The organism is Duganella aceris, from assembly GCF_011090165.1.
Lineage (GTDB): Bacteria > Pseudomonadota > Gammaproteobacteria > Burkholderiales > Burkholderiaceae_D > Rugamonas > Rugamonas aceris.
The window spans coordinates 313054-327198 of the sequence record NZ_JAADJT010000008.1; the positions used below are offsets into that span (position 1 = coordinate 313054).

Annotated in this window: 11 protein-coding genes; 5 read left to right on the forward strand and 6 right to left on the reverse strand. The window is 67.3% G+C overall.

What is annotated here, in order from left to right:
- Positions 1–5: 5 nt before the first annotated feature.
- Positions 6–1502 carry a monocarboxylate uptake permease MctP gene (gene mctP / locus GW587_RS18965; RefSeq protein ID WP_371875618.1) on the reverse strand — a complete coding sequence of 499 codons (1497 nt, stop codon included), beginning with the start codon at positions 1500–1502 and terminating at the stop codon, positions 6–8.
- Complete coding sequence (locus GW587_RS18970; RefSeq protein WP_166106060.1) at positions 1499–1678, reverse strand: DUF3311 domain-containing protein; 180 nt, start codon at positions 1676–1678, stop codon at positions 1499–1501. Before GW587_RS18970 ends, mctP begins: the two co-directional genes overlap by 4 nt.
- A 259-nt stretch (positions 1679–1937) precedes the next feature.
- On the opposite strand from GW587_RS18970, the gene GW587_RS18975 reads away from it, so the two are divergent.
- The 5 genes from GW587_RS18975 to GW587_RS18995 all read left to right on the forward strand — a co-directional run bounded on the left by GW587_RS18975 (position 1938) and on the right by GW587_RS18995 (position 8781).
- On the forward strand, positions 1938–2549 hold the full coding sequence (locus GW587_RS18975) for a hypothetical protein (protein ID WP_229259538.1): 612 nt from the start codon (positions 1938–1940) through the stop codon (positions 2547–2549).
- Between the two features lie 147 nt (positions 2550–2696).
- Positions 2697–4172 carry an efflux transporter outer membrane subunit gene (locus GW587_RS18980; protein WP_371875619.1) on the forward strand — a complete coding sequence of 492 codons (1476 nt, stop codon included), beginning with the start codon at positions 2697–2699 and terminating at the stop codon, positions 4170–4172.
- A 23-nt stretch (positions 4173–4195) separates the two neighbouring features.
- Entirely contained in the window at positions 4196–5311 is a 1116-nt protein-coding gene (locus GW587_RS18985) for an efflux RND transporter periplasmic adaptor subunit (protein WP_166106062.1), read from the forward strand.
- Between the two features lie 11 nt (positions 5312–5322).
- Complete coding sequence (locus GW587_RS18990) at positions 5323–8403, forward strand: efflux RND transporter permease subunit (protein WP_166106064.1); 3081 nt, start codon at positions 5323–5325, stop codon at positions 8401–8403.
- A gap of 18 nt (positions 8404–8421) precedes the next feature.
- Positions 8422–8781 (forward strand): hypothetical protein, encoded by a 360-nt coding sequence (locus GW587_RS18995; protein WP_166106066.1) that lies wholly within the window; start codon positions 8422–8424, stop codon positions 8779–8781.
- Between the two features lie 3 nt (positions 8782–8784).
- Here GW587_RS18995 and GW587_RS19000 read toward each other — a convergent pair whose 3' ends face one another.
- From GW587_RS19000 to GW587_RS19015, 4 genes are read right to left on the reverse strand one after another with little or no spacing between them, the layout of a single operon-like run.
- On the reverse strand, positions 8785–9360 hold the full coding sequence (locus GW587_RS19000) for an NnrU family protein (RefSeq protein ID WP_166106068.1): 576 nt from the start codon (positions 9358–9360) through the stop codon (positions 8785–8787).
- Between the two features lie 13 nt (positions 9361–9373).
- Complete coding sequence (locus GW587_RS19005; protein WP_166106070.1) at positions 9374–10324, reverse strand: MaoC/PaaZ C-terminal domain-containing protein; 951 nt, start codon at positions 10322–10324, stop codon at positions 9374–9376.
- Positions 10321–11712, reverse strand: coding sequence for a serine hydrolase domain-containing protein (locus GW587_RS19010; RefSeq protein ID WP_371875620.1), 1392 nt, complete (start codon positions 11710–11712; stop codon positions 10321–10323). The genes GW587_RS19005 and GW587_RS19010 overlap by 4 nt, the downstream gene beginning before the upstream one ends.
- Before the next feature lie 5 nt (positions 11713–11717).
- Complete coding sequence (locus GW587_RS19015; protein WP_229259539.1) at positions 11718–14111, reverse strand: TonB-dependent receptor; 2394 nt, start codon at positions 14109–14111, stop codon at positions 11718–11720.
- Positions 14112–14145: the final 34 nt, after the last annotated feature.

A 14145-nucleotide genomic window follows, 5' to 3' on the forward strand; every position in this document is an offset into this window, starting at 1 on the left:
CCCGGCTAGGCCGGCTTGCGCCGCACCGGCACCGGTCCGGCCGCGACCAGCTGCACCAGCACCGCCACCGCGATGTTCAGCAACAGCGCCAGCAAGCCGGTGTAGGCTGTGTAGCTGTCGCCGCCGATCACCAGCGTGTGGATCGGCTTGATGCCGTCGCTGAAGGCCAGCCAGCTGCCGGCGACGATGCCGACCGCCCAGCCGGACAACAGCGCGCGCGCACCGAACCAGCCGAAGAACAGGCCGAACACCACCGACGGGAAGGTCTGCAGGATCCACACGCCGCCCAGCAATTGCAGGTCCAGCGCGAATTTGGTCGGCAGGAACAGGATGAACACCAGCGCCCCGATCTTGACCACCAGCGACACCAGCTTGGCCACCTTGGCCTCGCCGGCCGGCGTCACCGCCGGATTCACATACGGCTTCCAGAAATTGCGGGTGAACAGATTGGCCGCGCCGATCGACATCACCGCCGCCGGCACCAGCGCGCCGATGGCGATCGCGGCGAAGGCGAAGCCGGAGAACCAGCTCGGGAACAGCGCGTTGAACAGCGCCGGCACCACGTCGTTGTTGTTCTTGACGGTCAGGTTGGCGGCGTAGGCCATGAAGCCCAGCAGCGCGATCAGGCCGAGCAGGATGGTGTAGGCCGGCAGGAACACCGCGTTCTTGCGGATGGTGTCCGCGCTCCTGGCGGCGAAGATGCCGGTCAGTGTGTGCGGATACATGAAGGCGGCCATCGCCGAGCCCAGGGCCAGCGTGGCGAACGGCAGTATCTGCGCGTCCTTCAGGGTCAGGCCGGTGTTGCCGCCCTTGGCCGCGAAAGCCTCGCCGGCCTTGGCGAACACCACGCCGTAGCCGCCCAGTTTCATCGGCACCAGCACCACCGCGACGATCACCACGATGTAGATCATCAGGTCCTTGACGAAGGCGATCAGCGCCGGCGCGCGCAGGCCGGCGGAGTAAGTGTACAGCGCCAGGATCACGAAGGCGGCCGCCAGCGGCAGTTCGCCGGTCAGGCCGAGCGCCTTGATCACCACCTCCATACCGACCAGCTGCAAGGCGATATAGGGCATGGTGGCGACCACGCCGGTGATGGCGATGGCGAATTCCAATGGCCGCGACGAGTAGCGGCCGTAGACCACGTCGGCCGCCGTCACGTGGCCGGCCTTCTGCGCCGCGTGCCACAGCTTGGGCATCACCAGGAACACGATCGGATACACCAGGATGGTGTAGGGCAGCGCGAAGAAGCCGTAGGCGCCGACCGCGTACACCAGCGCCGGCACCGCGATCACGGTGTAGGCGGTGTAGAAATCGCCGCCGACCAGGAACCAGGTGATCCAGGTGCCGAAGTTGCGGCCGCCCAGTCCCCATTCATCGAGGTGGGCGCCCTTGTTGGCTTTGCCGCTTTGCCAGCGCGAGGCCAGGAAGCCCATCACCGTCACCAGCGCGAAGAAGAAGATGAACACGCTCAGGGCGGTCCAGTTGATGTGGCCGTCCATCATTCTTCTCCCTTTTTCAAACCATCCTGATACACCAGCCAGATGATGAGCGCGGTCAGCGGCACCCACGCGAACTGATACCAATAGAAGAACGGGAAACCGAACAGCGACGGCAGCTCGTGGTTGTAGAACGGCAGCCAGAGCAGGCCGATGAAGGGAAGGGCGAGTAGGTAGCGCATCAGGAGGGCCTCCGCGATAGAGCGTCGATCATAGGGGAAGCGCGCCGGCGGCGCCCCTCCCATTCGGGCTAGTGCGGATTTATGATGGCACAATGCTATCGGAACCTCAACTCGATTAAAATTGCCAATTAAAAATGTTCTTGAAAGAAAGTTTTTCGTGGGAAAAAGACATTTTTTAATGCTGAGAGCCGCATTACTTGGTGACTATTGCCAAAACACTGATAGAATTTAGGGGTGAGGAATCTTCCTGCAGGAGTCGATGATGAGTATGGTGAACAACATTGGTGGTGCTACGCTTTCCGCAGCGGTCGTTGCGGAGAAGTCGGTCGAACTGAAAAAAACCGTCTCCTCCAGCGACAGCACAAGTAGCGACCTGAACGCATCGGTCGCCACGTATTTCTCCCTGCCGGGCTTCAACGCCCCGAGTCCTCTGCAGACCGACAACAGCGTCAGCAACGCCGATCGCGCCAACGCCGTGGTCAAGGCGGTGGCGGAATCCAACGACGACGGCCTCAAGCTGGCGCTCAAGCAATTCGACGACGGCCTGAAAAAGCTGGCCGAACGTCCTGAAACCCAGATCTTCCGCGCCACCTTCGGCCTCGATGGCGCTGATGCGAACGCGCCGGCGCCGCTGCGCGTGCCGGGCGTGGGCGAGGACGGCCTGCTGGGCAAGGTCAGCAAGGAAGAATTCGCCGCCGACACCAACAAGGACGGCAAGATCAGCGAAGACGAACGCCGCCGCTATCAATTGCCGATCACCTACCGCGTCAGCGCCCACGCGGCCGAGTCGCTGGTCGATGGTCCCTCCGCTTTCTCGCTGACCGAAGCCAACCGCGCCTACGGCGTCGTGGCCACCGCCGAAGCCGCCTGAGCCGTCATCATTTCCCGCTAAAAAAAGCTTTGCCCCGACGGCAAAGCTTTTTTTTCGTCCCTGTTCCCGCTGATCTACACGGCGCGCCGCATTCGTAAAAAATGCGAGGATGGCCGCTGCTGTGCATGGATTATCGGGAGTACGCCGGTGATAAACCGCAACTTCAGGCGACGCGCCGCCGCCATCGCTATCGCCGTCATCGCCGCCGGGCTGGCGGGCTGCACGCTCGGTCCGGATTTCAAGCCGCCTCCCGCGCCCGCCGTCGCGGGCGACCGATACACCCCCACGCCGCTGCCGCCGCTGACCGACGCCGCCCCCGGCACGGGCGGCGCGGCGCAGCGCTTCGCCTGGGGCGAGGAGATTCCGGCGCAATGGTGGTCGGTGTTCCGTTCGCCGCCGCTGGACCAGCTGATTCGCGCCGCGCTGGCGCAGAATCCGACCATGGCTGCCGCCGACGCGGCGCTGCGCCAGGCGCAGGAAAACTATAACGCGCAGGCCGGCGGCCTGGTGTATCCGCAGGTGAACGGCCAGGCCGGCGCGGCGCGGCAGAAGGCGGCCGCCTCCGCCCCCGGCGCCGAATCCAGCGTGTTCAATCTGTATAACGCCTCGGTCAGCGTGTTCTACACGCCCGATGTATTCGGCGCCACCCGGCGCGCGCTGGAGGGCGCGCGCGCGGTGGTCGAGTACCAGCGTTACCAGATCGAGGCGACCTATCTGGCCTTGAGCGCCAACGTGGTGACCACCGCGATCCGGCAGGCGTCGCTGCGCGCGCAGCTGCAGGCCACGCGCGAAGTGCTGGACGCGCTCGGGCGGCAGCTGGGCGTGATCGAAAAGCAGTTTGAATACGGCGCGATTCCGCGTACCACGGTGCTGAGCCAGCGCAACCAGCTGGCGCAGATCGCCGCCACCGTCGCGCCGCTGGAGAAGGCGCTGGCGCAAAGCACGCATCAGCTGTCGGTGCTGGCCGGACGGCTGCCGGGCGAGGGCGGCATGCCCGCGTTCACGCTGGAGTCGCTGGCCTTGCCGGAGCGGCTGCCGGTGTCGCTGCCGTCGGCGCTGGTGCGGCAGCGGCCCGACATCCGCGCCAGCGAGGCACTGCTGCACCAGGCCAGCGCCTTGATCGGCGTGGCGACGGCGGCGCAGTATCCGCAGTTCACGCTGAGCGGCGCCTCCGGCGTGGCCAGTCCCAGCTTCGGCAGCCTGTTCGATTCCAACAGCAGCGTATGGAACCTGGCGGCCGGCCTGACGGCGCCGATCTACAACGGCGGCGCGCTGAAGGCGCGGCGCCGCGCCGCCGAAGCGGCCTACGACGCCGCCGCCGCGCAGTACCGCGCCACGCTGCTGACGGCGTTCCAGAACGTGGCCGACAGCCTACGCGCGCTGGACGCCGACGCCGCCGCGCTGAAATCGCAGGCGGAGGCGGAGGCGCTGGCGGCGGAGACGCTGGCGCTGGCCGAGCAGCAGTACCAGCTGGGCGGCATCAGCTACCTGGTGCTGCTCGACGCGCAGCGCAACTACCAGCAGACGCACATCGCGCTGGTGCAGGCGCAGGCGGCGCGTTATGCCGACACGGCGGCGCTGTTCCAGGCGCTGGGCGGCGGCTGGTGGAACCGGGAACGATAACGACAATCGCGGGAGGTGGCGTCATGACCAAGCGTATGCTCATCATGGTAGGGTGCGTGCTGTTGCTGGTCGTCGCGCTCGCCCTCGGCAAGTACCTGCAAATCCAGAAGATGATCGCCGCCTCGCCCAAGCCGGGCGCGCAGGTGGTCACCGCGATCAAGGCCCAGGTCGCCGAATGGCAGCCGCAACTGACCTCGGTCGGCACGCTGGCGCCGGTGCGCGGGGTCGATGTGACCACCGAGATCGCGGGACTGGTGCGCGAGGTGCGCTTCAAGTCCGGCGACGAGGTCAAGGCCGGCCAGGTGCTGTTCGAGCTGAACGCCGACGCAGATCTCGCCCAGCTGCGCGCCCTGCAGGCCGCCGCCGAGCTGTCGGCCACCACGCTCAGGCGCGACAAGCTGCAGTTCGCGGCGCAGGCCATCAGCCGGGCCCAGGTCGACAACGACGAGGCCGACCTGAAGAGCCGCCAGGCGCTGGTGGCGCAGCAAAAGGCGCTGGTCGACAAGAAGACCATCCGCGCGCCGTTCGCCGGCAAGCTGGGAATCACCGCCGTCAATCCGGGCCAGTACCTGAATCCCGGCGACAAGCTGGTGACGCTGCAAACCATCGATACCGTTTATGTCGATTTCTTCGTGCCGCAAAAGCAGCTGGCCGGCCTGTCGATCGGGCAGAAGCTGAACCTTGCCAGCGACGCCTGGCCCGGCGTCGCCTTCCCGGCCAAGGTGACCTCGATCAGCCCCAAGGTCGACGCGTCCACGCGCAACGTGCAGGTGCAGGCGACCGTGCCGAACGCCAGGCGCCAGCTGCTGCCCGGCATGTTCGCCAACGTCAGCCTGGACCAGGGCGGCCGCAAAAAATACCTGACCCTGCCGCAGACCGCCATCACCTACAACCCCTACGGCTCGACGGTGTTCGTGCTGGCGCCGGCGGTCGCCGGCAGGAGCGGGCTGGAGGCGCGCCAGGTGTTCGTCACCACCGGTCCCACGCGCGGCGACCAGGTGGCGGTGCTCACCGGAGTCAAGGAGGGCCAGACGGTGGTCACCAGCGGCCAGCTGAAACTGAAGAACGGCACCCCGGCGGTGATCGACAACAAGGTCCAGCCGGCCGACAATCCGAAGCCGACGCCGCAGGAACAGTGAGGGCGGACGCCATGAACTTCACCGACATCTTCATCCGGCGCCCGGTGCTGGCCAGCGTCGTCAGCCTGCTGATCGTGGTGCTCGGCCTGCGTTCGCTGTTCAGCCTTCCGATCAACCAGTATCCGAAGACGCAGAACGCGGTGGTGACCATCTCCACCACCTACTACGGCGCCGACGCCGCCACCGTGGCCGGCTTCATCACCCAGCCGCTGGAATCGTCGATCGCGCAGGCGCAGGGCATCGACTACCTGTCCTCGGCCAGCACCAGCGGCGTGTCGGTGATCACCGCCACGCTGCGGCTGAACTACGATTCCAACCGCGCACTGACCGAGATCACCACCCAGGTCAACGCGGTGCGCAACCAGCTGCCGCAACAGGCGCAGCAACCGGTGCTGACGGTGCAGACCGGCCAGACCACGGACGCGATGTACATGGGCTTCTACAGCGACACGCTGCCGACCAACAACGTCACCGATTTCCTGGCGCGCGTGGTCAAGCCCAAGCTCGATGCGGTGCAGGGCGTGCAGACCGCCGAGCTGCTGGGCGCGCGCCAGTTCGCGTTGCGCGCCTGGCTGGACGCGGGCAAGATGGCGGCGCACGGCGTCACCGCCGCCGAGGTCAGCGCGGCGCTGGCCGCCAACAACTACCTGACCGGACTCGGCGCCACCAAGGGCCAGATGGTGACCGTGCCGCTGACCGCCGGCACCGACCTGCACACGGTGGAGGAATTCAAGGCGCTGGCGGTCAAGCAGCAGGGCGGCGCCATCGTCCACCTGGAGGACATCGCCAGCGTCACGCTGGGATCGGAGAACTACGATTTCAACGTCGCCTTCAGCGGCGTGCGTTCGGTGTTCATCGGCATCAAGGTGGCGCCGGAGGCTAACATCCTGGATGTGGCCAAGCGCGTGCGCGAGGCCTTCCCGCCGATCCGCGAGCAGCTGCCGGCCGGCCTGACCGGCGAGATCGTCTACGATTCGACGGAGTTCATCAACACCTCGATCGGCGAAGTGGTGAAGACGCTGGTCGAGGCGCTGATCATCGTCACGCTGGTGATCTACCTGTTTCTCGGCAGCCTGCGCGCGGTGATCGTGCCGGCGGTGGCGATGCCGCTGTCGCTGGTCGGCACCTTCTTCGTGATGCTGATGCTCGGTTACTCGATCAACCTGCTGACGCTGCTGGCCATCGTGCTGGCGATCGGGCTGGTGGTGGACGACGCCATCATCGTGGTGGAAAACGTCGACCGCCACATGAAGGCCGGCATGCGTCCCTTCGATTCGGCCATCGTCGCCGCGCGCGAACTGGGCAGCCCGATCCTGGCGATGACGGTGGTGCTGATCGCGGTCTACGTGCCGATCGGCTTCCAGGGCGGGTTGACCGGCGCGCTGTTCACCGAGTTCGCGTTCACGCTGGCGGGCGCGGTGGCGGTGTCCGGGGTGGTGGCGCTGACCTTGTCGCCGATGATGTGCGGCTGGTTCTTCGACGCCAGGCAGGACCAGGGCCGGTTCGTCAAGGCCATCGACCGCGTGTTCGACAAGGTCCACAACGGCTATCTGCGGCTGCTACATGAGTTGCTCAACACCTGGGCGGTGCTGATCGTGTTCGGCGTGATCGTGTTCGTGCTGCTGACGCTGATGTTCAAGATGTCGCAGTCCGAGCTGGCGCCGGAGGAGGACCAGGGCATCGTGCTGTCGCAGGTGGTCGGCGCGCCGACCGCCACCTCGGAGCAGATGCAGACCTATGCCAGGCAGATCTTCGAAGTCGCCAGGACGCTGCCGGAGTACGAGCAGATGTTCCAGATCACCGGCGTGCCGACGGTGAACTCGGGCATCGGCGGGGTGCTGTTCAAGTCCTGGGAGCTGCGCAATCGTTCCGCGCACGAGATCCAGCAGGAGTTGCAGGCCAAGTGGAACAACATCGCCGGCGGTCGCGTGGCGGCGTTCCAGTTCCCGGCGCTGCCGGGCAGTTCCGGCCTGCCGGTGCAGTTCGTGATCACCACCACCGAGCCGTTCGAGAACCTGAACACGGTGGCGCAGGCGGTGCTGGACAAGGCCAACAAGGAGCAGAAATTCTACTTCGCCGACGTCGACCTGAAGATCGATTCGCCGCAGGCGCGGGTCGAGGTGGACCGCGACCAGTTGGCCACGCTGGGCCTGACGCAGCAGGACTTCGGCAACGCCATGGGCGCGGCGCTGGGCGGCGGCTACGTCAACTACTTCTCGATCGCCGGCCGTTCCTACAAGGTGATCCCGCAGGTGCTGCAGGTGGACCGGCTCAATCCCGACGATGTGCTGAACTTCTACATCAAGACGCCGGACGGCGGCATGATCCCGGCCGGCACCGTCGCCAGCATCAGGTACAGCGTGCAGCCGGCGTCGATCACGCGCTTCCAGCAGCTCAATTCGGCCACCATCTCCGGCGTGACCGGCGCCTCGCAGGGCGAGATCCAGCAGTACCTGCGCGACACGCTGAAGGAGGTCGCGCCGTCCGGCTACACGGCGGATTTTTCCGGCGAATCGCGCCAGTACATGCAGGAGTCGGGCGGCTTCCTGGTAACCATGCTGTTCGCGGTCGTCATCGTGTTCCTGGCGCTGGCGGCGCAGTTCGAGAGCTTCCGCGATCCGGTGGTGATCCTGTTCTCGGTGCCGATGGCGCTGTTCGGCGCGATGACCTTCATCTTCCTCGGCTTCGCCTCGGTCAACATCTACACGCAGGTGGGGCTGGTGACGCTGATGGGACTGATCTCCAAGCACGGCATCCTGATCGTCGAAGTGGCCAACCATCTGCGCGCGGCCGGCAAGAGCAAGCGCGAAGCGATCGAGGAGGCGGCCGCCACCCGTCTGCGTCCGATCCTGATGACGACGGCGGCGATGGTGTTCGGCGTGGTGCCGCTGGTGATCGCGTCCGGCGCCGGGGCGGCGGGGCGGCATGCGATGGGACTGGTGATTTTCACCGGGCTGTCGATCGGCACCCTGTTCACGCTGTTCGTTGTGCCGGCGATGTATATGTTCCTGGCCGGCGAGCACAAGGCGGAAACCAGGCCCACCGCCGCCACCGGCGCATCGCCGGCGCCCGAAGCGCAGGGTGTACACTGATCGCTGAACGGAGGATCGATGATATACACAATGCTTGCCGGCCTGCTGGCGGCCGCCGCGCCGCAACCGGAGCCGCCACCGTCACCGCCACCGCCACCGCCGCCGGCGCTGACCGACGAGATGATCAAGAAGGCGGTGCGCGAGATCGTCGCCGAGGATCCGCGTCCGGTGGACGCCGCGAACCGGAGTGCCGGCGCGTACGGCGCCGTGACGCCGCACGGCAGGATCAGCGCGGCCTTCGAGCAGGCCAGGGTGCCGGATTGCCTGCACGACGACGCGCTGAAGCACCAGCCGGCCACGATCGGCCCGATCAACGTGGTGGGGCCGTATTCGCTGCCGTGGGTGATCGCCGCCGCGCTGCGCGGCAAGTGCAACTGAGGCCTAGAACGGCCGCACGCCGATCAACGGCGCGTGCAGCCACAACGCGAAGATGAGCGCGCCCGCCACGCCGGCGACGATGGTCAGCGCGGTGGCGCCGCCGCTGCCGGCCGGGTAGGCCGTGCCGGCCGCCGCGTCGCGTCGGCGCGCGGAGCGGAACAGCAGCACGGCCCACAGCAGGAAGGCGCCGAACAGGATGATGTCGTGCAGCGTGCCGTTGGCCAGCAGGTGCGCCAGCGCCCAGGTCTTGACGCCCAGTGTCATCGGATGATGCAGCCGCGCCTTGATGCCGTTGCGCGGCACGTAGGCGGCCGCGATGAAGACGAAGGCGATGCACACCAGCAGCGCCGCGAGGTGGCGCGTGAACGGCGGCGGCGTCCACACCGCGAGCGGCGTCTGGCGCGCCAGCCCGTAGCCCCAGACGATCAGCGCGAGGCCGATCAGCGAGATCAGCGAGTACAAGCCTTTCCAGGTTTTTTCGCCGAGCCGCGCGCGCATTTGCGTGCGCCAGCCATCGGCGAAGATGCGGACCGAATGCAGTCCGAGGAAGATGATCAGGCCCAGTATCAGTATCGTCATTGCGGTATCCTCGTCAGGTTTGCGGCGTCGGGTCGGCGGCGTCGGTCGGTGCCGTCCCGCAGTGCAAGCGCAGGCGCCCGGCCAGGTGGACGGCGTCGCCGGCGCCGGCCAGCCGCACGGCGCGCCAGCCGTCGGCGTCCGCGTCGCCCTCCGGCGCGACCTGCACCGACAACGCGGCGCAGGGCAGCGGCACCGGGCGCACGAAGCGCACGTCGATTTCATTGAAACTGCCCGGTTGCAGCGCCTCGTAGCTGCGCACCAGGCTGCCGAAGCCGTGCAGCACCTTGCCGCCGAACACCGAACGCCGCGCCAGCGGACCGCACCAGTGTATCGGATTGAAGTCGCCGGTCAACAGTGCGAAGCGCAGGCCGTCGTCGGCGTCGGCGTGCCACAGGCCGGCGGTGCGCCATTGGGTTGGTGGCGGCCGCTCCCGCACCGCTTTCGGGGCGCGCGGGCCGGGCAGCAGGAAGCTCATATGCAGCTTGGCTTCCAATAGATTGGCGTGGCGTTCGGTGCCGGTGGTGATGGCCACCACCACCCGGACCCGGTCGGCGGTCTGGTCGATCCGTTCCAGCGCCGCGCGCACGATCAGCGGCGTATCGCGCGGCAGCGGGCCGTGCACGCGCAGCGACGCGCCCTGGTTGATCACGCCGGTCAGCCGGTAGGGCAATCGCAGCAGCAATTCGCCGACCAGCGGCAAGCTCCATTGCGACACCATGTGCGGCGGCAGTTGGCCCGCATAGCGGCCGGCCGTGCCGGCCCAGGCGCAGGACCAGTCGACATAATGCCCGACCAGCTCCGCCGGCGGCGCCGCGATCGCGCGCGTGATCGGCGCGATGTCGGCCGCGCCGGGAGACGGCCGCAGCGCGCGCCGCGCCGTGTGCAGCACGATCCGGCCGCCCATGCGCAACATCTCATCCTGATGGCGCAGCAGGCTCCAGGGGACACCGGCCTTCGCGGTCATTCGACAGCCTTGAGCACCGCCGCCAGCAAAGCCTGCGGCTGATACAGCAGCCGATGCGGCGTCAGGCCGAGCCGCACCACCACCAGCTGCCGCGAAGGCACCACCGCGATGCTCTGGCCGTCGTGTCCCTCCATCCAATACGTATCGGCCGGAAGCTGGAAGCGCAGGTCCGGATTCTGCCCCTCCGGCGTATCGCCGGACGGCCCCCAGCGCCACAGCTGCCCCTGGCCGTACTGGCCACGGGACGCCGGCGCCGGCTGCCGCATCGCATCGACGAAGCCTGACGGCAGCATGCGCTTGCCCTGCCAAACGCCGTCCTGCAACAGGAACTGCCCGAACCGCGCCCAATCATGCGTGGTCGCATACATATAGCTGGACCCGACCAGATTGCCGCGCGCATCGGCCTCGATCAGCGCACTGCTCATGCCCAGCGGCGCGAACAACCGGTCATGCGGCAGCGACAGCACCGCCGCCGAAGCCGCGTCGTGTCCATCGCCGGCCGCCGCGCGCTGCCAGATGCGCGACAACAGCAAGGTGGTGCCGCTCGAATAATTCCACACGCTGCCCGGCGCCTGCGCCAATGGCTGGCCGGCGCTGTAGCCCGCCATGTCCGGCTCCAGGTACAGCATGCGCGTGACGTCGGACACGTCGCCATAGCCCTCGTTGAATTGCAAGCCGCTGCTCATCGCCATCAACTGCGCCAGCGTGATGCTGGAACGCGGATCGCCCTTGTCCGGCCAGAAGCCGTTCTGCTGCAGCGATAATTTGCCGTCGCCGATCTGCATGCCGACCAGCGCCGCGCTGACGGTCTTGGCCATCGACCAGCCCAAAAGCGGCGTGGCCGCGCTGAAGCCCTCGCCGTAGCGCTGTGCGATCAGCCGGCCGTTGTGAATGACCGCGATGCCGCGCATGCCCGGTCCGGCCAGCGCCTGCTGTTCCAGCAGCGCCTGCACCGCTTTCTCGGTCTCCGGCTGCGAACCGGTGGGCCACGGCACGTTGGGCGAGGGTGCCCAGATCTTCAGCGGATTGAATTGATATTGCGCGGCGCGGGCGACGTCGCCGTCCGGCGCCACCGCGCAGCCGGTGCCGGGGCGGTACACCGCCAAGCCATCACCGATAAAACCGAGGAACTGCGTGCGCACGATCTTGCGCTGCTGGTCGACGCGCACGCTCAGGTACTTCAGCACCGGATGGCCCGGCGCCTGCACATCGTCGGCCAACACCGCCTGCGCGTCGCGCTCGGCCACGAATACGTTCGAGCAAACGATCTTGGCGCCGTAGTTGGCGCCGACGCGCAGCAGCTCCGGCGGCCGCACCGCCAACGCCAGCGTGGCGCCGGCGCCGACGATCACGACCGCCGCCGCGCCGATGGCGAGCTTGCGCGCCACGCCCATCACATGCTGGCCCGGAACTCGACCCCGATCGCGCGCGGCGGCGTGATGCTGGCATACGGCGCGCCGTATTGCTCGGTCTGACCGGCCAGCGTTTGGATATAACGCTGGTCGAACACATTGTTGACGATCAGCGCGACGCCGTAGCGCGAGCTCGGGCTGTCCCAACCGACGCGCAGGTCGAACTTGCTGGTGGCGGTGCCGGTCTTCAGCTTCGCGGTGCGCAGGCAATCGAGATCCGCCGTGTCGCTGTTGCAGCGGGTGGCGGTGGCGTGCGTGCCCTGGAAGTTGACGCTGGCGCGGCCTTCGGCCGCTTCCCAGTTGAGATTGACCCCGGCCATCCCCGTCAGGCGCGGCGTGCCGACCGGCTGGCCGCCCAGATCCAGCGTGACGTTGCCGTTGGCGTCCAGCCGCTGGTAGCGGGTGTAGCTCTGGTCGATGTATTCGAGGCCGCCGAACAGCGTCACGCGCGGCGTGACGCGGATGCGGCCATCGAGATCCAGGCCGTGCGCCTTCTGGTCGCTGGAGACCACGTTATAGGTCGGCAGCGTGCCCACGCTGTACAGCTGGATGTCCTGCAGGTTCTTGAACTTGTAGCCGAACAGCGAGGCGTTCAGCGTGGCGTTGTAGCGCGGCAGCGCCAGTTTCACGCCGGCCTCGATATTGGTCATCTTCTCCGGCGCGAAGCTCGGATCCTTGCCGGTGCTGGTGGCGGAGGCCGGATTCGGCGGCGTGAAGATGTTGAAGCCGCCGGCCTGGTAACCGCGCGAGACGGACGTGAACAGCATCGTATCCGCGTTCAGCTTATGATCCAGCACCAGGCGCGGACTGACATCGGTCCAGTCCTTGTCGCGCGTGACCGGCGTGGCCGCCAGCCGCGACGCCGTGTCGAAGATGACATTGGACGGGAACGAGGCCGCGTTCAGGCCGGCCAACGGGCCGAACATGTTGAGGAAGTCGTCCAGCTTGGGCGAGACGCGGCCCGGCACGTACCAGGTCATGCGCTTCTTGTCCCTGGTGTAGCGCAGGCCGACGGTGACATTGGTGCTCGGCGTCAGGTGCCAGATGGTGTCGCCGTAGATCGAGGCCGACCTGGTCCTGACGTCGCTGTAGTGGGTCTCGTCCCACGAGAACACCGAGTTCGGGCCGATGCCGGGCAGCCCGGCGGCGGCCAGGCCGCCGAACAGCCGCGCGAAGTTGGGCTGGCCGCCGGAGAATTGACTCAGCGTGTCCAGTGTGCCGGTGGTGACGTAGGCGCCGGCGTCCTGGTGCTCGTTGTTGTGATAGAAGCTCAGGCCCGCGATCCAGTCCAGGCGATCGTTTTTGCCGGACAGCTTGAACTCCTGCTGGAAGCTGTGCGCCTTCTTGGCGTCCTGGGTGGTCAGGTACAGATCGGGGCGCGCGCCGCCGTCGTTGTCGGTCAGGTTGTAAGTCTCGAAGCGGCGGTAGGCGGTGGTCGCGTTGAAGGTCATGCCGGCCAGCGGCGCTTCGACGCGCAGCGTGGCGCCGTCGAACTTGCGGCCCTCGCTGCCTTGCTGGTCGTTGGCCAGCGGCGCGTCGAACGGATTGACGAAGTTGGCGGTATAGGCGGCGTCGTACACGCCGCGATAGCCGCCCAGCGGCAGCCGTGGATCCTTGATCACGCCGAAGGCGGGGCGTCCGTCCTGGTCCATGTCCTCGTGCTCCAGCGACAGCACCACCTTGGCCGCGTCGAAGTCCTTGCGCAGCGAGACGCGCGCCGCCCAATCCTCGTCGCCGCCGGACTTGATGCCGGTGGCGCTGTTCCTGATCCAGCCGTCGCTCTTGGCGCGCACCAGCACCAGGCGCGCGGCCATGCTGTCGCTGATCGGCAGGTTCAGCATGGCGTCCGCGTTGACCCGGCCGAAGCGGCCGATCTTCAGGTGGCCGGCGGCATCGACGTCCTTGCCCGGCTCATTGGTGGTGATGGCGATCGCGCCGGCCGCGCTGTTGCGGCCGAACAGCGTGCCTTGCGGGCCCTTGACCACTTCGATGCGCTGCACATCGACGAAGTTCATCAGCGCGCCGCCGGTCTTGCCGGTGTAGACGCCATCGACGTAGATGCCGACCGGCGAATCGGTGGCGATGCCGAAGTCGCCCGCCTGCACGCCGCGAATGCCGAAGCTGGGTTGCGTCGGCTCGATCGCGTCCACCGTCAGGCCGGGGATGTAGCCGTTCAGGTCCGACAGATCCTTGGCGCCGACGTTGGCGATGTCCTTGGCGGTCAACACCTGCATGGTCATCGGCACGTCCCGCTCCAGTTGCTTGCGCGACTGCGCCGTGACCACCACCGACTGGATGTCGTCGTCGGCCCATGCCGGCGGCGCGAGGAAGGCGGCGCCCAGGCTGGCGGCGAGAATGGTGCGGGTAGTTTTCAAGTCATCCTCCAAGCGCGCAAGTCCGGGATCGTTC

Coding starts and splice junctions, on each gene's coding strand:
- GW587_RS18990 (WP_166106064.1), top strand. CDS start 5,323: ATGAACTTCACCGACATCTTCATCCGGCGCCCGGTGCTGGCCAGCGTC.
- GW587_RS19005 (WP_166106070.1), bottom strand. CDS start 10,324: ATGACCGCGAAGGCCGGTGTCCCCTGGAGCCTGCTGCGCCATCAGGAT.
- GW587_RS18975 (WP_229259538.1), top strand. CDS start 1,938: ATGATGAGTATGGTGAACAACATTGGTGGTGCTACGCTTTCCGCAGCG.
- GW587_RS19000 (WP_166106068.1), bottom strand. CDS start 9,360: ATGACGATACTGATACTGGGCCTGATCATCTTCCTCGGACTGCATTCG.
- GW587_RS18985 (WP_166106062.1), top strand. CDS start 4,196: ATGACCAAGCGTATGCTCATCATGGTAGGGTGCGTGCTGTTGCTGGTC.
- GW587_RS18995 (WP_166106066.1), top strand. CDS start 8,422: ATGATATACACAATGCTTGCCGGCCTGCTGGCGGCCGCCGCGCCGCAA.
- mctP (WP_371875618.1), bottom strand. CDS start 1,502: ATGATGGACGGCCACATCAACTGGACCGCCCTGAGCGTGTTCATCTTC.
- GW587_RS18970 (WP_166106060.1), bottom strand. CDS start 1,678: ATGCGCTACCTACTCGCCCTTCCCTTCATCGGCCTGCTCTGGCTGCCG.